Source organism: Bradyrhizobium sp. ORS 278, assembly GCF_000026145.1.
Classification (GTDB): domain Bacteria; phylum Pseudomonadota; class Alphaproteobacteria; order Rhizobiales; family Xanthobacteraceae; genus Bradyrhizobium.
Genome location: NC_009445.1, coordinates 7,392,940 through 7,409,935, shown reverse-complemented (window position 1 = coordinate 7,409,935; position 16,996 = coordinate 7,392,940). Strand labels below are relative to the sequence as shown.

The following is a 16,996-nucleotide window of genomic DNA, read 5'->3' as shown; positions in this document are numbered from 1 at the left end:
CAATGCTTAGCGGGCATCGCGGAGTTAGCGATCCGGCATTGGCCGGGGAGACGGCCGCGGGCAATGCTGATAGCTCGTTGTTGCCGCGAGCGAACCGCGCGACGGATCGGCCGATCATATGCCCGGCGCGGCCGTCCGGTGGGAGGGACAGACCTGCAGTGACGGCGACCCCAGGCTCATCGCCCACCCCCGCGCAGCGCTCCGAGCAGCTGACGGTCAGCATCCGCTTCGCGGTGTCCGCGCTCGTCCTGGCCGCGATCCTGCTCACGGCCTTTGGCTCCAGCCTGCTGTGGTGGCGGACGTCGGAGGCGATCAGCCGGCAGCTCGCCAGCACCATCAACAGCCAGATTGCCGGAGCGGTGCGCAAGGAGGTGACGGCGATCGTCGGCGAGGCGCAAGCCGCGCACACCGCGATCCGCACCCTGTTTCTGCAGAACGTGCTCGACACCCGCGAGGCCGACAAGCGCGAGTTCGTGTTCCTGTCGCAGCTGCAGTCGCAGGCGACGATCTCGTGGGCGGCGTTCGGCTGGCCGGACGGCTCGTTCTTCGCCGCGCACAAGCTCGGCGATCAGCGCCTCGAAATGATGGAGATCTCGCTGACCGATCATCCGGGCCAGCGCCGTGTCGACGCGTATGACGTCGTGCCCGGCGACATCGAATTTACCTCGCGCCGGTTCGAGCCGACCAGCTTCAAGGTCGCCGATCAGCCCTGGTTCAAGCAGGGTCTCGCCGCCGACGAGCCGCGCTGGTTCAGCGTCGATCAGCATCCGGTGGGACGACGTCCCGCGATCGCGCTGGCAGGGCCGATCGATGTCTACCAGGAGCGGCAGGGCGTGCTCGCCATCATCGTCGAGCATGCGCGGATCGCACGCTTTCTCGCCCAGCTGCAGGTCGGCCAGACCGGCAGCGCCTTCATCCTGGAACGTGATGGCGCGGTGGTGGCCGCGCCCGATGCCGATGCGGACGAGGAACATGCCGGACGAGACCGTCAGCCGCTGCTGCCGGTCGCACAGCAGGCGATGCGCTCCGCGGTCGAGGGTGACGAGGCCTGGCGAGGCCGGGTGCAATCGGGTGACGGCGCGTTCGAGGTCGCGCGTACGCCGCTGCCGTTCCCGGGCTGGTCGCTCGTCACGGTGATTCCGGAAGCCGAATTTCTCGGCCCGGTCGATGCCGCGCTGCGACGGGTGATCATCGGCCTCGGTATCGGCGCGGTGCTCGCCGCGCTCGCCTCCGCCGCGCTGGCGCGCGCGGTGATCGCGGCGCCGCTCGGCCGCGTCGTCGCCGAGCTGCGCCATGTCGAGGCGTTCGCGCTCGCGCAAGTCCGCCGCCATCCCTCGCGGCTGCGCGAGATCGCGAGCCTGTCCGGGGCCATCGCCGAGATGGCCGGCGGGCTGTCGTCGTTCGGCAAGTTCATTCCGGCTGATCTCGTCCGGCAATTGCTGCGCCAAGGCGTCGACGCCAGGCCCGGCGGTCACCTCCAGGAGCTCAGCGTGATGTTCATCGACATCGCCGGCTTTACCGGCCTGTCGGAGCGGATGGGCGATCGCGTCGTGCCGCTGCTGTCACGCTATCTCGATCTGATCTCGACCGTCATCGTCGATCATGGCGGCACGATCGACAAGTTCATCGGCGATGCGGTGATGGCGTTCTGGGGCGCGCCCGCGGCGCAGCCGGATCATGCCGTGCTGTGCTGCCGCGCCGCGCTGGCCTGCCGGGCGGCGGTCGAGGGCAGCGACCTCCGCGACGAGGATGGGCAGCCGCTGCGCATCCGCATCGGTATCAATTCCGGCCGCATGCTGGTCGGCAATATCGGCTCCGAGCTGCGGCTCAACTACACCGTGATCGGCGATGCCGTGAACGTGGCGAGCCGGCTGGAAGGCGCCAACAAGACCTATGGCACGACGATCCTGATCGGTGAGGCCACGGCGCGGCTTTCCGGCGATGCGTTCGTGGCTCGCGAGATCGACCGCATCGCCGTCTACGGCCGCGAGGAAGGCCTGGCGGTGCACGAGCTCGTCGGGCTGGCCGAGGACGTTGGCGCGCAGCAGCGGAGCTGGATCGCGCATTATGCCCGCGGGCTTCGCGACTATCGCGCGCGCGATTTCGAGGCTGCCATCGTCGCCTTCGAAGCCGTGGTGGCGCTCAAGCCCGGCGATCGCGCCGCCGAGGTCATGATCGCGCGCTGCCGGACATGGGCCGAGACGCAGCCGGATCAGCATTGGCGCGCCGTCACCGCGCTGACGAGCAAATAGAGCGTGCGGCGATCAGGCCGATTTGAGCTTGCCGCGCAGCGGCCGCCGTCCGGCGAATACGGCGGCGAGATCCTGGGTCGGCGCGGCCTCGTCCTCGTCGAGCCGCAGCCGGCCTTCGACATGTAGGAAGTGCTCGCGCGACACCGCGATGGCGCGCAGCAGGTCGCGGTCGCGCAGCGCCGCGACGATGGCGCCGTGCTCGTCGACCGCGCAGATCGACTGCGCCGCCGGCTCGTACACCGAGACCATCACCGAGGAACGGCTGAGCAGGTCGGCGAGCATGCGCGACAATTCGGGATTGCCGAGGGCATCGACGAGATGGACATGGAACGCGCCGGACAGCCGGACCGAAGCGGCGCGATCGCCGCGCTGCGCGGCGATGCGCTCCTCGGCGAGGTGCGCGTCGAGCCGGGCGAGCAGCACCTCGTCGATCCGCAAGCTTAGCTGGCTGAGCACGCCAGCCTCGAGCACGCGATGCGCCTCGTAGACACGGCGGACATCCTCCAGCGTCGGCCGCGGCACCCGCGCGCCGCGGTTCGGAATCATCTCCAGCCGCCGCTCGGCACCGAGCCGGTGCAGCACTTTCCGGATGCGCTCGCGCGACACGCCGAAGATCGACGCCAGCGGCGTCTCCGCGAGCTTGGTGCCGGCCTTCAGCTTGCCCTCCAGCAGGGCGCGCAGAATGGCCTGATACACCGCCTCGTCCTCGGCGGGATTGGCCTTCCCGATTCGCTGCGCTCGCATCGCCATGCCGGCCTCACTAGGCCCAAAGCCGCGGCAGGTCATCTCCAAAAAATGTGCACATTATGCACGCGAGGAGGCACAGCGCGCACCGGCCGATTGGCTAAATGATTGAGATCAATGAGCAATAAAAAATGTGCACATTTGGCACGAGGCTTGCTGATCCCTCCGCGCAAATCGCGCGACAGCTCACACGGGATCATCTCATGCAGCCCTTCTCCCGCCGCAGCCTCCTGAAGACCGGAGCGGCCTTCGCCGCCACTGTTGCCGCGCCCGCCCTGGTGCGCGCCGCCCCGAAAGAGATCGTGATCGGCGGCCCCGCCGGCGCCGCGAAGTACTTCAACGCCGATCTGTTCCCGGTGCTGGAGAAGAAGCTCGATTGCAAGGTGCTCTACGAGGGCACCAACTCGCTGACCAATCTGCAGAAGATGCAGGCCGACAAGGCGAGCCCGAAGATCTCGGTCGTGATCATGGACGATCCGGTGATGCTGCCCGCGGCCGCCGAAGGGCTGATCACCAAGATGTCGGCGTCCTCGATTCCCAATCTCGGCAAACTGGTCGACGGCAGCGTGCACCAGGACGGCATGTGGGCCAACTACCAGAAACCGTGGGTCGGCATCGCCTATTCGACCAAGCGCATGAAGACGGCGCCGACGAGCTGGGCCGAGCTGTGGGACGCGAAATACGAGTCAAAGATCGTCATCCCCTCGCTGTCCAACACCGAAGGCTTCTGGAACTTGCTGGCCGCCGCGCATCTCGAGACCGGCAAGCCGTTCAAGGAGGCGCAATACGAGATCGACGCCGCCTTCAAGAAGATGAAGAGCCTGAAGGCCAATCTGCTGAACGTCTATACCAACGCGCCGCAGGCCATCAATCTGCTGGAGCAGGGCGAGGCGTGGATGATCGGCGGCCAGTTCTCGGCCTACACGCTGATCCGGAAAGCCGACGGCTCGCCGGTGGATCTCGCGATTCCGAAGGATGGCGGCTTCTCGATGCCGTCGGGCATCGCCAAGGTGAACGGCGCGCCGGCCGGTGATCTCGCCGACGCCGTGATCGACTTCTATCTCAGCCCGGAGGCGCAGAGCATCCTGGCCAAGACCGCCTTCATCGCGCCGACCAACCAGGCGACGCCGCTGCCGGACGGCTATCCGGATCCTGCAACCCTGTTCGCGCCCGACTGGGCCTTCATCGCCAAGAACCGCGCCGGCTGGGTCGATCGCTGGAGCAAGGAAATGACATGAGCGAGGCCGCGCCGCATCTCGTCCTCAGCGGAGTCAGCAAGCGCTATGGTGCGGCGACCGTGATCGAGCATGTCGACCTCACCATCCGCCGCGGCGAGCTGGTCACGCTGCTCGGCCCGTCCGGCTGCGGCAAGACCACGCTCCTGCGCGCGATCGCGGGGCTGGCGCCGCCGGATGCCGGCACGATCCGGCTGGCCGGACGCGACCTCACCCGCGAGCCACCACACCGGCGCAATGTCGGCGTCGTGTTCCAGAGCTACGCGCTGTTTCCGCATCTCACCGTCGCCGGCAACGTCGCGTTCGGCCTGAAGGTGCGCGGCGCGCCCAAGGCCGAGATCGACCGCGCGGTCGAGCGGGCGCTTTCGCTGGTCAAGCTCGGCCATCTCGGCAGCCGCCGCATCTCGGCGCTGTCGGGCGGCCAGCAGCAGCGCGTCGCGCTGGCGCGCGCCATCGCGGTCGAACCCGACGTGCTGCTGTTCGACGAGGCGCTGTCGGCGCTCGACCGCAAGCTGCGCGAGGAGATGCAGGTCGAGCTACGCCGCCTGCTGCAGGACGTGAAGGCGACCGCGATCTTCGTCACCCACGACCAGGACGAGGCGCTGACCATGTCGGACCGCGTCGCCGTGATGAACAAGGGCCGCATCGAGCAGCTGGCGGAGCCGCGGGAGCTCTATGCGCGCCCCGCAAGCCTGTTCGCGCTGAATTTCGTCGGCCTGTCGACGCGCATTGCTGGCCAGGTGGTCGACGGGCGCGACGGCACGGTGGATGTCGTGACTCCCGTCGGACGGCTGTCGGCGCGCGGCGCGTTTCAGCCTGGCGCGTCGGTGATCGTGGCGACGCGGCCGGAGCAGTTGCGCCTCGGCGCTCGGGACGGCGCCAACACTGCGGCTGGCCGCGTCCGCTCGGTCGTGTTCCAGGGCTCCCGGACGCTCGTCGATGTCGATGCCGGCGCTGGCGCGAGCCTCCTCGCCGAGCTGTCGGGGCGCGAGGCCGAGCTGCCGCGCGTCCATGACGAGGTCCGCTTCGCGTGGCCCGTCGCCGAGACATTCGCGTTTGCCGCCGAGGCCGCGCCATGACCGACGCGGTGCTGTCAGCTCCGATCCTCAAGCCCGCACCGGACCGCGAGCGGCTCGCGGCCTTTGGCTTCGTCGCGCCATCGCTGCTGATCATTGCGCTGGTGTTCGTGCTGCCGCTGGCGCTGCTGCTCGGCGTGAGCGTGCTCGATCCCAAGGGCGGCCTCACGGCGGCGCATTACGTCAGGCTGCTCGGCACGCCCTATTATCTCGGCGTCATCTGGAACTCGCTGCGGCTCGGCCTGCTGGTCACCGCGATCGCTTTCCTGATCTCCTATCCCGCCGCCTTCGCGCTGGCCCGCGCCCGCGGCCCGCTGCGCTCGATCCTGCTCGCGACGCTATTCCTGCCGCTCGCGGCCTCCGTCATCGTCAAGGCGTTCGCCTGGACCATCCTGCTGCGCAGCGACGGCCTGATCAACACGGTGCTGATCGCACTGGGGATCATCGAGGATCCGATCCGCATGATCTTCACCCAGACGGCGCTGATCGTCGGCGCGGTCAACATCTTCCTGCCGTTCATGGTGCTGCCGATCTACGCCGTCGTGGCGCAGCTCGACAGCCGCTATGCGGAAGCCGCGGCGACGCTCGGCGCCTCGCCGATCGTCGTGTTCTTGCGCGTCATCCTGCCGCTGACACTGCCCGGCATCATCGCCGGCGTCGCGCTGGTGTTCTCGCTGTCGGTCTCCGCCTACGTCGTGCCGACGCTCTTGATCGGCGAGAAATACCCGACGCTCGCCACCACCATCGCAAAGGCCTATCTGCTGGCGCGCGAGCCCGGCTTCGGCGCCGCCGCCGGCGTCGTGCTGCTGGCGATTGCGGTGATCGTCGTGGCGCTCAGCACGATGCTGTCGCGGGAGCCGAAATGATGACGCGCACGGCCATTATCATCTGCTGGATGCTCGCGATCGGCCTCGCGCTGTTCCTGATCCTGCCGCTCGCCGTCATCGCCGCGGCGTCGTTCTCGCCGACGCCGGTGTTCGATCTGCCGCTGTCGGGCGCGTCGCTGCGCTGGTACGGCCGCGTCGGCCGGCTCGACGGCTTCTGGCCGTCGCTGTCGCTGTCGCTGCAAATCGCGGTGCTGTCGACCGCGTTGTCGCTGGTCGCCGGCACGCTGGCCGCCATCGCCATCGCCCGCGGCAGGCTGCCCGGCGCAACGGCGCTCGGCACGCTGCTGGTGTCGCCGCTGATGATGCCCGGCCTCGTGCTCGGCATCGCGCTGCTGCAATATTTCCGCATGATCGGCTTCACCGCGACCTGGAGCGCGCTGCTGGTGGCTCATCTCGTGGTGACGCTTCCGTATGTCGCGCGCACCATGATCGCCGGCCTGTCGCGCTTCGACTTCACCCTGATCGAGGCCGCGCGCACACTCGGCTGCACCTATGCCGGCAGCGTGCTCCGGGTGATGGTGCCGGCGCTGGCGCCGTCGTTCCTGATCTCGGGCTTGTTCAGCCTGCTCGCCTCGTTCGACAACTATCCGGTCTCGATCTTCCTGACCGATGTCCGCTCCAAGACGCTGCCGATCCGCATGCTGCAATATATCGAGGAGGCGCCCGATCCCACCCTCGCCGCGCTCTCCACCCTCATTCTCGGCGGCACGCTGGTGCTACTGTTGATCAGCGATCGCCTGGTCGGCCTGCATCGCATGGCCGGAACCGCGGATTGACACCATGAGCTCACAGCCCGTCATCCGTCGCGATCTCGTTGGCTACGCCAGCAAGCCGCCGCATCCGCATTGGCCCGGTGAGGCGCGTGTCGCGGTGTCGCTGGTGGTGAATTTCGAGGAGGGCTCGGAATTCTCGGTGTCGGACGGCGATGCGACCAACGAGGCGATCTACGAGGTCGTGCACCGGCTCGACGGCCCCGATCCCTGCATCGACAGCCATTTCGAATATGGCACGCGCGCCGCGTGGTGGCGCATCATGGACCTGTTCGACGCCCATGGTGTGAAGGTCACGGTCAGCGCCTGCGGCCGCGCCGTCGAGCGCTCGGCGGATCTGGCGCGCGATGCGATCGCGCGCGGCCACGAGGTGTCGGCGCATGGCTGGCGCTGGCAGAGCCATGCGGGGATGGACGAGAGCGAGGAGCGACGGGCCATCGCGCGCACGGTCGAGACGATCCAACGCATCACCGGGCAACGGCCGCTGGGGTGGCATACGCGGTCGGCGAGCTCGGCCAACACGCGCCGGCTGCTGGTCGAGGATGGCGGCTTCCTCTACGACAGCGACGCCTACAATGACGATCTGCCGTATTACGTCGCCGTCGGCTGCCGGCCGCATCTCGTGCTGCCCTATGCTTTCGACAGCAACGACATGCAGTTCTTCAACGGCTCGCGCTTTCGCGGCGCCGATTTCGCCGACTACGTCGTCGATGCCTTCGACTGGCTCATGCGCGAGGGCGCAACCGCACCGAAGATGCTCTCGATCGGACTTCATTTGCGCATGATCGGCCGCCCCGGCCGGATCGGTGCGCTCGACCGCATCCTCGCGCACATCACCGGCAGCGGGGCCGCCTGGATCGCGCCGCGCGCCGAGATCGCCAGGCACTGGCTGACGACGGTGCCGCCGGCGCGCTGAGGCTCAGTCGTCCTCGGCGAGATCGTCCGGCGTGAGCGGCAGCTCGATGTCGCCGCCCTCGCCGGTGGCGAGGTCGCGCTCGTCCTCGGCCGACAGCTCGTCGTCCGGCTCGTCCAGCGGCCAAAGGCCGCGGTCGTGTCCGTTGCGTGGCGTCATGGCAGGTCCTCCCGGCGGGACAAGCGCTGCGGCCCTCATTGGTTCATGCCGGCGCGTCGGTGCTGCGACGGTCTGGCGCAGCCCGGTTCCGGCGACTACATGTGCGAGGTCATGGTCGATCCCACAGCGCTGAAATCCTTCCTCGACAGCCACAGCCGCATCGTCGTCCTCACCGGCGCCGGCTGCAGCACCAATTCCGGCATTCCCGATTATCGCGACACCGACGGCCAGTGGAAGCGCACGCCGCCAGTGACCTATCAGGCCTTCATGGGCGGCGAAGATACGCGCCGGCGCTATTGGGCGCGCAGCATGGTCGGCTGGCGCCGCTTCGGCCGCGCCCAGCCGAACGGCGCGCATCACGCGCTGGCAAGGCTGGAGGCGCAGGGCAAAAGCTCTCTGCTGGTGACACAGAACGTCGACCGGCTGCATCAGGCCGCCGGCGCCAGCAATGTCATCGACCTGCACGGCCGGCTCGATCGCGTGCGCTGCATGGGCTGCGGCGCGACCTTGTCGCGCGCCGAATTCCAGGACGAACTGGCGCACGCCAATCCGCACTGGCTGGCGCATGATGCCGCTGACGCGCCTGATGGCGATGCCGATCTGGACGGCGTCGATTTCGCCGCCTTTGTTGTGCCCGCGTGCCGCGCCTGCGGCGGCATCCTCAAACCGGATGTCGTGTTCTTCGGCGAGACCGTGCCGCGCGACATCGTCGCCACCGCGCGCGATCACGTCGATCGCGCCGACGCCATGCTCGTCGTGGGCACCTCGCTGATGGTCTATTCCGGCTTCCGCTTCGTCCGCGCCGCCGCCGACCGCAACATCCCGATCGCCGCCGTCAATCTCGGCCGCACCCGCGCGGATGATCTGCTCTCGCTGAAGGTCGAAGCGCCGTGCGACGAGGCGCTGGCGTTCTTGTTGGAGGGGTAGACCTACACTCCCTCAGCTGTCATGGCCGGGCTTGACCCGGCCATCCATCCCTCTTCGCAAGGCGATGGATGCCCGGGCCTTCGCCGCGCCGAAGCGCTTCGGCCGCGCAGGCGGGTCAAGCCCGGGCATGACGAGTGGTGACGTTCAAGGACCTCACCGCGACTGCGGCTCCTCGCGCTGCTCGATGCGGTCCTTGTTGTTGACCTGCTCGCCTTCGGGCTTGCCCGCATCGATGGTCTTCCCGGACTGATTGCCGGGATTGTAATGATACTGCCCTTCCTGCTTCTCGCCGGGCTGCTTCTGGTTCGGATTGACGTTGTCGGCCATGTGACTCTCCTGGGACTGTTCCATTGTCCCCGCGACAACGGCCCGAGGCGAGCCCGGTTCCGTCACGCCCGGGTCAAGCGCCCGTCACCCGCCAGATGCAGTTGCCGACGTCGTCGGCGACCAGCAGCGAGCCGTCCGGCCCCAGCGTCACGCCGACCGGGCGGCCATAAGAAAAGCTCTCATCGGGCGCGAGGAAGCCGGACAGGATGTCGCGCGCCGGTCCCGACGGCTTGCCGTTCTCGAACGGGATGAACACGACCTTGTAGCCGGACAGCTTGCTGCGATTCCACGAGCCGTGCTGGCCGATCACCATGCCATCGGGGAAGCCGGGGAGGGTGCCCGCCGGCAGCCAGCACAGGCCGAGCGAGGCGGTGTGGCCGCCGAGCGCATAGTCCGGCGTCAGCGCGGTCGCGACCAGTTTGGAATCCTGCGGCACGCGGTCGTCGACCGTCTTGCCCCAGTAGCAATAGGGCCAGCCATAGAAGCCGCCATCGCGCACGGATGTGAGATAGTCCGGCGGCGTCTCGTCGCCGAGCCCGTCGCGCTCGTTGACCACGGTCCACAGCACCTTCGTGGTCGGCTCGAACGCCAGCCCCACCGCGTTGCGCAGTCCGGCCGCGAAGATGCGGCTCGCCCCGCTCGCGATGTCCAGCTCATAGATGCAGGCGCGGCCTTCCTCGACCGCAAAACCCTGCTCGGCGATGTTGCTCAGCGAGCCGACGCCCGCATAGAGCTTGGTGCCATCGGGGCTGACCAGCAGGCTGCGCGTCCAGTGCCCGCCCGGTTTGAACGTCGTCAGCCGCTTGCCGGCAGCGCTGATGCGCTCGGCGCCCGGGCTATAAGGGAAAGCAACAATGCCGTCGGTATTGCCGACATAGAAGGTATCGCCGACCAGCGCCATGCCGAACGGCTGGCTGAGATTCTCCATGAACGCGTTGCGCCGCTCGGCGGTGCCGTCGCCGTCGGCATCGACCAGCCGCGTGATGCGGTTGGCGCTGACACCGAGCGCGGCGGCGCGGCGCATCGTCGCCTGCATCGCGTAGCCGAACATGTTGCGCACCGGGCTCGGCACCTGCGTCGCCTCCGCGATCAGCACCGACCTGTCCGGCATGACATAGATCCAGCGCGGATGGTCGAGCCCGGTCGCGAACGCATTCACCTTCAGCCCCGGCGCCGCCACCGGCTTTTCGCCGTCGCGCCAGCCGCGCGCCGTCGGCATCTTCAAGGTCGGCAGCATCCCCTGCGGCTTCGCCACCGGGATCTGCGGCGCCGCGCCCCACGCCGGCTGCGGCGTGTCCCCCTGCAATTTGCGCCACTGCAGCGCCGCATTGCCAACCAGCGCGACACCGCGCGCGACGATCGAGGAAAGCGTGGTCATGGGAGTCCTGTTTCGGGCTGGATCGACGGATGTGGTGAGCGGCCATCGGGCGATGGCGGAACGGCAAGGTCGTTATGATCTACCACGCCCAACGTGACAACTGCGTGCGCGGCGGAGCGGGGCTGCGGAACGTGTCGAGGGATGAGCCTTGCTATCCATCCGTCCATGGATTGAACAGGCGCGTGCCGGTCGCAGCGAAGTCCTTCACATTGCGCGTGACGAGGGTCAACTCATTCACGAGCGCGGTCGCGGCAAAGAATCCGTCCATCACCGAGAGGGCGATGCCGGTTCGATGGCTCGCTGCCATGAGGTCTCCCCACCGCGTCGCGACGGCGAGATCGATCGGAAGAACACGGTCCGCGAACCGCGCGGGAAGGTCGTGATTGAGCCACGAAGCCAGAGCTGCGCGGCGGCGGCCTTGAGCCATCAGTTCGATGCCACGCGCAAGCTCTGCGATCGATGCCACGCTGATGAAGACCCGATCTTCATCGACCGTATCGAGCCAGCCGATCACGCGCGGGTTTGGCGCGGGGCGCCGCACCTCGGACAACACATTGGTGTCGAGCAGGAAGTTCACAGGTCGGTGTCGCGTGGCTTGTCGCTGCTGCGCGTCAGGTCGATGTCGGCGCCGCGCAGCGGCGAAGCCAGCAGGAATTCCGCAAGGGTTCCCTTGCGGGCAGTCTTTCGCGCCCACTCCTCGGCGGAGACGACCACGGCCGCCGGCTTGCCGTTCCGGGTGATCACTTGCGGGCCTGTCTGTGCCCGGTCCACAAGCTCGGACAGACGCGCCTTGGCGCCGGCCAGCGTCCAGGGGACGTCCGCGGGGGCGGCAGGTTGTTTCGGTTTGGGCGTCATCATGTCACGTCCTATGACCAATATGACTATCTTGACCATAATCTCGGCGTCGCGGCCGTGCAAGCGTCGAAACATGTTCGCCCAGGCGCCGTGCGCGACGATGTTGGCTACCGTGTCCGCCAAAACCCAATTCGTCCTCAGAGTCTCGCCACAACGGTTGCCATCGCCTCGCCAAATACAGGCGGGCCTCGAACGAGAACGTCATCAATCAGGGCCTGTTCTATCTCGACTAGCTGATGGATTACCGCAAGGATTTCCAATGGCTGGTCATGGAGAAGCTCGGCAAGGAGCAAGCCCGGACGGTCGACTGGTCGGCGCCGCGCCTGATCTGCATCGCCGGCGACTTCAACCGCTACGACGATCACGCCGTGAAGCAGTTTCAGCGCAACATCGAGCTGATCCGCTACCGCCGCTTCGGTCCCGACCTGCTGATGCTCAATCTGCTGGTTGCCACCTCCGTCAAGGCGACGGCAAGGTCCGTGTCCGGCTCCCAGGCCACGGAGCAAGGTCTGGCCGGCTCCGGTCGATACAAGACGATCAGCTCGGTCATGGAAGAGCTCGATGCTGCCATGATCGACCGTTTCGAGGCGCTGCGGGCCTATATGCTGGCGCTCGGCGACGACGTGCAGGAAACCAAGCTGCAGCTCTACATCGCGTTCAAGCGGATCAAGAACTTCGCTTGCGTGGAATTCTCCTGAAGCCCGGCTTTCGTGCGGCGGGGTGCGCGCTCGCCGTTTCCACCGCTGTCATGCCCCGCGAAGGCGGGGCATCCAGTACGCCGCGGCAGTCGAAATCGAACCGAGACGTCCCGGCGTACTGGATCGTCCGCCTTCGCGGACGATGACAGCGTGGGGCGGAATCGGCTCTCGGCCTTCTGGCCAAATTCTTCTTGCTAAAATTCCGAAATCATGCTCTACTCCCCGCATCCCGTCCTCATCCAGAGGGGCGTGCGCGTCGTCACGATACGTTGAGGCGGGGAGCGGTGGCCGCGGGCCTGTCAGGTGCTCAAGCGCTGGACGATTGGCGAGCCTGCGGACGTTCAAGCCGTGTGGTCCTGGCGCCCCGATGCTGGCGCCAAGCCGGCGTGACATGACGTGTCGCGCGGGTGACGGGGGCAAACAAGCCCGGTCCCCGGGGAGAGCGCGGAGCAGACGTTCAAACCATCGCGCAGGGAGGGCCGGGTCGTCCGGCTGGACCTGTGGTTCCTTCCCCGTGCATTTTTTCCCGCACGGGGGCCACGGGCCTCAGTCGAGGCCCGGCCTTCCCTGCGCCCTCGGCATCGCCGGAGGCTTTTGTTGAACATGATCTTGGGTGCGGACGCGCCGCGGGAGGTTTTGGTATGTCTGCGTGAGGATGAGGTGGATCCACCATCGTCGTCCCGGCGAACGCTCAGGCGAACGCTGGGACCCATACCGCGTGATCTGCCGAGGGATGTCACTGCCGGTTGCCTGCCGCATGCCGGCCGGTGGCTGTGGGTCCCGGCGTTCGCCGGGACGACGGTTGTTGTCGCGAGGTTGCGGTGACATCACCGGATGCACACACGGCCGCAGCCGTGGCGTCGTCATCGAATTGCGCTACACTGGCTTCAACACGTGCGGCGTGCGCGAGTCGCGCCGGCGGGACCAGTGGGGAGGCGGTTGGCGGCATCATGGGGGTGAACGTTTCAGGCGTGACGGCATTGCAGGCGCCGCGCGTCGCGGCTCGGAGTTCATCGACAACGGATGGCGTTCGATCGGCGCGGCACCACGGCAGCCGCGGAGTCCGCCGATGACCGCGCTGGACATGTCCGTCTTCACCCCGCATCCGCTGCGCGACAGCGTGCTCAACGAGGTGCATGCGCGGCCGTTCACGCCGCTGACGCAGCCGGTGTCCGTCATCCGCTTCGCGGTCATGGCCAAAGGCGACAGCGCCGCGGCGGACCGCGACAGCCTCGCGGCGTTCTGCGCCAGACATGGCGCGGCACCGCCGGAGCCGGGCATCAAGCATCACCAGGTCGTGGTGGGCTCCGCGCGGCTGCGCTGGGAGCAGCATTCAGAGTTCGCCACCTTCACCTGGATCTGGAGCCCGCCGGCCAGTGTGCCGAAGCTCGCCTTCGGTGCGATCGCGCCGGAGCTGCAGGCGTTGATCGCGTCGTTGAAGCTCTCCGGCGAGCTCCTGGTCGCGGTCAAGCTCGGGGTCGAGAGCGTGACCGATCCGGTCAAGCGTGCCGAAGCGCTGTTCGACAAGAGCAGCCTCGCGCTGGTCGCGGTCAAGGGCTCGATCGGCGCGCTCGCGTCCGACTTCCGCCTCGACGAGGACGGCTTCACCCGCATCCTGGTGTGCATCGAGGGACCGACGCCCGAACGTCTCGGCGCGCTTGTACAGCGCGTGCTGGAGCTCGAGACGTATCGCACGCTGGCGCTGCTCGGCCTGCCGGCCGCGCTGGAGCTGGCGCCGCAGGTCGATCGCATCGAGCGGCGGCTCGGCGAGGTGCTCGAGGAGATGCAGGGCGCCGAGACGCTGAAGATCAACAACCACCTGCTGGACGAGCTGACCGAGCTCGCGGCGTCGCTGGAACGCGATGCCACCGGCTCGCTGTTCCGCTTCGGCGCCAGCCGCGCCTATTGGGAGCTGGTGCAGGCGCGGCTCACGGTGATCGAGGGCGAGCCGATCACGCCCTATTCGAGCTGGTCCTCGTTCCTCTCTCGCCGCATCGCGCCGGCGATGCGCACGCTCACCACGCTGGAGCGGCGGCAGGACAACCTGTCGCGCAAGCTGGCCCGCGCCGCCGATCTCCTGCGCACCCGTGTCGACGTCGAGCTGGAGGAGCAGAACCGCGATCTCTTGCGCTCGATGAACGAGCGCACCAAGCTGCAGCTGCGGCTGCAGAGCACCGTCGAAGGGCTCTCGGTGGCCGCGATCGGCTACTACGTCGTCAGCCTGTTCGGCTATCTCGCCAAGGGCGCGCACGATGCCGGCCTGCCGGTCGAGCCGACCTTCGCCACCGCCGCCTTCGTGCCGGTGGCGATCGCGCTGATCTGGTTCACCACGCACCAGATCCGCAAGCGGCATCTGAGGGAGGATCATGAGGCGGAGAAGGCGGGCAAGGAGTGAGGGCCGTGGGCATCTCAACCCTCATGGTGAGGAGCGACGCGTGCGGCGCGTCTCGAAACATGAGGCCCCGATGAGCTGCTTGTCGGTCCGCCGGGATCAGGCTAAGCGGCGTGCTGATCTCACAGAGGCAATGACACGATGAGCGGCACGACGATCGACTTCCTGGTTCACACCGATGGCACTGCGGCGCGGCAGCCGGTCACGCTGAGCCGCCTCGTCATCGCCGGCTGGACCGGGCGCGATCCGGTCGCCCGCGACAAGCACATCGCCGAACTGGAAGAGCTCGGCATCCCGCGCCCGGCGACCACGCCGATCTATTACGAGGTCGCGGCGAGCCGGCTGACGGTATCGGACGTCATCGAGGTCTCCGGCCGCGACTCCTCCGGCGAGGTCGAGTTCGTGCTGGTGAAATCCGGCGGCAGGCTGCTCGTCGGCGTCGGCTCCGATCACACCGACCGCAAGGTCGAGACCTACAACATCACGGTCTCGAAGCAGATGTGCGACAAGCCGGTCGCGCCCGAGCTGTGGCGGGTCGACGACCTCGCCGCGCATTGGGACCGGCTGATGCTGCGCGCCTACGCGACGATCGATGGCGAGCGTGTGCTGTACCAGGAGGGCGCGCTGAGCGGCATGCTGGCGCCGGGCGATCTGGTTGCGCGCCGGTATGGCGAGGCCGGGCTGCCGGAGGGAACCGCGATGTTCGGCGGGACCTTCGCGGCCAAGGGCGGCATCCGACCCGCCGATCGATTCGAGTTCGAGCTGGTCGATCCCGTGCTGAACCGCACGATCCGCCACGGCTACGCGATCACGCGGCTCGTCGTCGCCGGCTGATCGCGCGCGCGATCACGTTCGCGTGCGGCCGCGCAGGGTTAACAAACAGGTGTGGCGCAGCGTCGCGGCCGTCGTCCCCTGCATGGCGCCATGCGCGCGGCCGTTGCGCCCGGCAAGAGCATGTTAAGCAAGACGGCCTATGGTGCCCGAGTGTGCCGAAGCGGACCATGGCCTCGTATCGCGTTCTGGTCCGGCACACGCATGTCACGACTTGAGACGTGATGCGGCTTATCGATCCTTAACTGATCCTTACCTGATAGCAGCGGATTCGACAGGTCGGAGGAGAAGGGCGATTAACTAGAAGTTTAGGATTGGTTTTGTGCGCATGAACGCCTCCCTTAAGGGTTTGTTCAAATACCCCGGGATTTGGGAGAGTGCGATGCGCGTCGCGATCGTCCACGATTGGCTCTACGTTATTGGCGGCGCCGAGAAGGTCCTGCAGGAGATCTTGCGCTGCTATCCCGGCGCCGATGTCTTCACGCTGTTCGACCTGCTGCGTCCCGAGGACCGCGCCAGGCTCGGGTTCGAGACATCGCACACCAGCTTCCTGCAGAAGATGCCGGGCTTGGGGAAGTATCACCGCTCCTATCTGCCGCTGATGCCGCTCGCGATCGAGCAGCTCGACCTGTCGCGCTACGACCTCGTGATCTCCTCGAGCTGCGCGGTGGCCAAGGGTGTGTTGACGGGACCGGAGCAGCTGCACATCGCCTATGTGCATTCGCCGATGCGCTATGCCTGGGATTTGCAGCACCAATATCTGCAGGAGAGCGGCTACGCCACCGGCGTCAAGGGCCTGATCGCCCGCGCGCTGCTGCATAAGATGCGGATCTGGGACGCGCGCACCGCGCATGGCCCCGATGCCATCTTCACCAACTCGCAATTCGTCGCCCGCCGCATCAAGAAGATCTATGGCCGCGACGCCAAGGTGATCTATCCGCCGGTGACCATTGCGCAGCGCGACGCGATCCTCCCCGTGGGCAGTCACTTCCTCGCCGCGAGCCGGCTGGTTCCCTACAAGCGCATCGAGCCGATCGTGCGGGCCTTCAATGCGATGCCGGACCTCGAGCTGGTCGTGGCCGGCGACGGCCCGGAAGCCGCGCGCCTGAAGTCGATTGCGGGACCGAACGTGACGTTCGCGGGCTTCGTGCCGGACAGACAGTTGCGCGATCTCATGACCACGGCGCGCGCATTCGTGTTCGCGGCGGAGGAGGATTTCGGCATCATCCCGGTCGAGGCGCAGTCCGAGGGCGCGCCGGTGCTGGCGCTTGGTCGCGGCGGCGTGCGGGAGTCGATCCTCACGACGGGGCCGCGGCCCACAGGCATGTTCTTCGAGTCCGCCGAGCCCGACGCGATCGCCGGCTGCGTGCGCGCCTTCGTGGCCAGGGAGAAGGCGTTCTCGCGTCTCGATTGCCGCCAGCGCGCCGGCTTCTTCTCGGCGGAGCGTTTCCGCAGCCAGTTCGTCGCGGCGGTCAACGAAGAGCTCGACAATTTCCGCGATGGCCATCACGGCCGCGCGACGCGGCTGATTGCGTAGTGTTGCGATGGGGTG

General features: G+C 67.5%; 17 protein-coding genes. 11 read left to right on the top strand and 6 right to left on the bottom strand.

Annotation, left to right across the window (positions count from 1 at the left end):
* Positions 1 to 2 precede the first annotated feature (2 nt).
* Positions 3 to 2,252 carry an adenylate/guanylate cyclase domain-containing protein gene (locus tag BRADO_RS32920; RefSeq protein ID WP_244422940.1) on the top strand — a complete coding sequence of 750 codons (2,250 nt, stop codon included), beginning with the start codon at positions 3 to 5 and terminating at the stop codon, positions 2,250 to 2,252.
* Positions 2,253 to 2,264: 12 nt separating this feature from the next.
* On the opposite strand, the gene BRADO_RS32915 is transcribed toward BRADO_RS32920, so the two are convergent.
* Positions 2,265 to 3,002, bottom strand: coding sequence for a GntR family transcriptional regulator (locus BRADO_RS32915; protein WP_012030537.1), 738 nt, complete (start codon positions 3,000 to 3,002; stop codon positions 2,265 to 2,267).
* A gap of 197 nt (positions 3,003 to 3,199) precedes the next feature.
* Between BRADO_RS32915 and BRADO_RS32910 the strand changes: the two genes are divergently transcribed.
* From BRADO_RS32910 to BRADO_RS32890, 5 genes are read left to right on the top strand one after another with little or no spacing between them, the layout of a single operon-like run.
* A complete protein-coding gene (locus tag BRADO_RS32910) occupies positions 3,200 to 4,234 on the top strand; it encodes an extracellular solute-binding protein (RefSeq protein ID WP_012030536.1) in 1,035 nt (344 codons plus the stop codon).
* Entirely contained in the window at positions 4,231 to 5,310 is a 1,080-nt protein-coding gene (locus tag BRADO_RS32905; protein WP_012030535.1) for an ABC transporter ATP-binding protein, read from the top strand. The genes BRADO_RS32910 and BRADO_RS32905 overlap by 4 nt, the downstream gene beginning before the upstream one ends.
* On the top strand, positions 5,307 to 6,173 hold the full coding sequence (locus tag BRADO_RS32900) for an ABC transporter permease (RefSeq protein WP_012030534.1): 867 nt from the start codon (positions 5,307 to 5,309) through the stop codon (positions 6,171 to 6,173). The genes BRADO_RS32905 and BRADO_RS32900 overlap by 4 nt, the downstream gene beginning before the upstream one ends.
* Entirely contained in the window at positions 6,170 to 6,970 is an 801-nt protein-coding gene (locus tag BRADO_RS32895) for an ABC transporter permease (RefSeq protein WP_244422939.1), read from the top strand. Before BRADO_RS32900 ends, BRADO_RS32895 begins: the two co-directional genes overlap by 4 nt.
* A gap of 4 nt (positions 6,971 to 6,974) precedes the next feature.
* Positions 6,975 to 7,880 (top strand): polysaccharide deacetylase family protein, encoded by a 906-nt coding sequence (locus BRADO_RS32890; RefSeq protein WP_012030532.1) that lies wholly within the window; start codon positions 6,975 to 6,977, stop codon positions 7,878 to 7,880.
* Positions 7,881 to 7,883: 3 nt separating this feature from the next.
* On the opposite strand, the gene BRADO_RS35555 is transcribed toward BRADO_RS32890, so the two are convergent.
* A complete protein-coding gene (locus tag BRADO_RS35555) occupies positions 7,884 to 8,036 on the bottom strand; it encodes a hypothetical protein (RefSeq protein WP_012030531.1) in 153 nt (50 codons plus the stop codon).
* Between the two features lie 45 nt (positions 8,037 to 8,081).
* On the opposite strand from BRADO_RS35555, the gene BRADO_RS32885 reads away from it, so the two are divergent.
* Positions 8,082 to 8,963 carry an NAD-dependent protein deacetylase gene (locus tag BRADO_RS32885; RefSeq protein WP_012030530.1) on the top strand — a complete coding sequence of 294 codons (882 nt, stop codon included), beginning with the start codon at positions 8,082 to 8,084 and terminating at the stop codon, positions 8,961 to 8,963.
* A gap of 153 nt (positions 8,964 to 9,116) precedes the next feature.
* On the opposite strand, the gene BRADO_RS35550 is transcribed toward BRADO_RS32885, so the two are convergent.
* The 4 genes from BRADO_RS35550 to BRADO_RS32870 form a co-directional block, all read right to left on the bottom strand.
* Positions 9,117 to 9,290, bottom strand: a complete 174-nt coding sequence (locus tag BRADO_RS35550; protein ID WP_008966095.1) for a hypothetical protein — start codon at positions 9,288 to 9,290, stop codon at positions 9,117 to 9,119.
* 73 nt (positions 9,291 to 9,363) lie between these two features.
* Entirely contained in the window at positions 9,364 to 10,668 is a 1,305-nt protein-coding gene (locus tag BRADO_RS32880) for a sorbosone dehydrogenase family protein (RefSeq protein ID WP_012030529.1), read from the bottom strand.
* Between the two features lie 151 nt (positions 10,669 to 10,819).
* On the bottom strand, positions 10,820 to 11,245 hold the full coding sequence (locus BRADO_RS32875) for a type II toxin-antitoxin system VapC family toxin (protein ID WP_012030528.1): 426 nt from the start codon (positions 11,243 to 11,245) through the stop codon (positions 10,820 to 10,822).
* Positions 11,242 to 11,523, bottom strand: a complete 282-nt coding sequence (locus BRADO_RS32870) for a type II toxin-antitoxin system Phd/YefM family antitoxin (RefSeq protein ID WP_012030527.1) — start codon at positions 11,521 to 11,523, stop codon at positions 11,242 to 11,244. Before BRADO_RS32870 ends, BRADO_RS32875 begins: the two co-directional genes overlap by 4 nt.
* Before the next feature lie 236 nt (positions 11,524 to 11,759).
* On the opposite strand from BRADO_RS32870, the gene BRADO_RS32865 reads away from it, so the two are divergent.
* The 4 genes from BRADO_RS32865 to BRADO_RS32850 all read left to right on the top strand — a co-directional run bounded on the left by BRADO_RS32865 (position 11,760) and on the right by BRADO_RS32850 (position 16,981).
* Entirely contained in the window at positions 11,760 to 12,221 is a 462-nt protein-coding gene (locus BRADO_RS32865) for a DUF5655 domain-containing protein (RefSeq protein ID WP_012030526.1), read from the top strand.
* A gap of 1,069 nt (positions 12,222 to 13,290) precedes the next feature.
* On the top strand, positions 13,291 to 14,616 hold the full coding sequence (locus BRADO_RS32860) for a DUF3422 domain-containing protein (RefSeq protein WP_012030525.1): 1,326 nt from the start codon (positions 13,291 to 13,293) through the stop codon (positions 14,614 to 14,616).
* A gap of 138 nt (positions 14,617 to 14,754) precedes the next feature.
* Entirely contained in the window at positions 14,755 to 15,447 is a 693-nt protein-coding gene (locus BRADO_RS32855; protein WP_012030524.1) for a DUF2848 domain-containing protein, read from the top strand.
* A gap of 379 nt (positions 15,448 to 15,826) precedes the next feature.
* Complete coding sequence (locus tag BRADO_RS32850; RefSeq protein WP_012030523.1) at positions 15,827 to 16,981, top strand: glycosyltransferase; 1,155 nt, start codon at positions 15,827 to 15,829, stop codon at positions 16,979 to 16,981.
* Positions 16,982 to 16,996 lie beyond the last annotated feature (15 nt).

Bases quoted from the DNA above. Each gene is read 5' to 3' on its own strand.
- BRADO_RS32915 (WP_012030537.1), bottom strand. From the start codon at position 3,002: ATGGCGATGCGAGCGCAGCGAATCGGGAAGGCCAATCCCGCCGAGGAC.
- BRADO_RS32850 (WP_012030523.1), top strand. From the start codon at position 15,827: ATGCGCGTCGCGATCGTCCACGATTGGCTCTACGTTATTGGCGGCGCC.
- BRADO_RS32905 (WP_012030535.1), top strand. From the start codon at position 4,231: ATGAGCGAGGCCGCGCCGCATCTCGTCCTCAGCGGAGTCAGCAAGCGC.
- BRADO_RS32855 (WP_012030524.1), top strand. From the start codon at position 14,755: ATGAGCGGCACGACGATCGACTTCCTGGTTCACACCGATGGCACTGCG.
- BRADO_RS32880 (WP_012030529.1), bottom strand. From the start codon at position 10,668: ATGACCACGCTTTCCTCGATCGTCGCGCGCGGTGTCGCGCTGGTTGGC.
- BRADO_RS32910 (WP_012030536.1), top strand. From the start codon at position 3,200: ATGCAGCCCTTCTCCCGCCGCAGCCTCCTGAAGACCGGAGCGGCCTTC.
- BRADO_RS32885 (WP_012030530.1), top strand. From the start codon at position 8,082: ATGCCGGCGCGTCGGTGCTGCGACGGTCTGGCGCAGCCCGGTTCCGGC.
- BRADO_RS32890 (WP_012030532.1), top strand. From the start codon at position 6,975: ATGAGCTCACAGCCCGTCATCCGTCGCGATCTCGTTGGCTACGCCAGC.
- BRADO_RS35550 (WP_008966095.1), bottom strand. From the start codon at position 9,290: ATGGCCGACAACGTCAATCCGAACCAGAAGCAGCCCGGCGAGAAGCAG.
- BRADO_RS32900 (WP_012030534.1), top strand. From the start codon at position 5,307: ATGACCGACGCGGTGCTGTCAGCTCCGATCCTCAAGCCCGCACCGGAC.
- BRADO_RS32920 (WP_244422940.1), top strand. From the start codon at position 3: ATGCTTAGCGGGCATCGCGGAGTTAGCGATCCGGCATTGGCCGGGGAG.
- BRADO_RS32865 (WP_012030526.1), top strand. From the start codon at position 11,760: ATGGATTACCGCAAGGATTTCCAATGGCTGGTCATGGAGAAGCTCGGC.
- BRADO_RS32895 (WP_244422939.1), top strand. From the start codon at position 6,170: ATGATGACGCGCACGGCCATTATCATCTGCTGGATGCTCGCGATCGGC.
- BRADO_RS32870 (WP_012030527.1), bottom strand. From the start codon at position 11,523: ATGACGCCCAAACCGAAACAACCTGCCGCCCCCGCGGACGTCCCCTGG.
- BRADO_RS35555 (WP_012030531.1), bottom strand. From the start codon at position 8,036: ATGACGCCACGCAACGGACACGACCGCGGCCTTTGGCCGCTGGACGAG.
- BRADO_RS32860 (WP_012030525.1), top strand. From the start codon at position 13,291: ATGACCGCGCTGGACATGTCCGTCTTCACCCCGCATCCGCTGCGCGAC.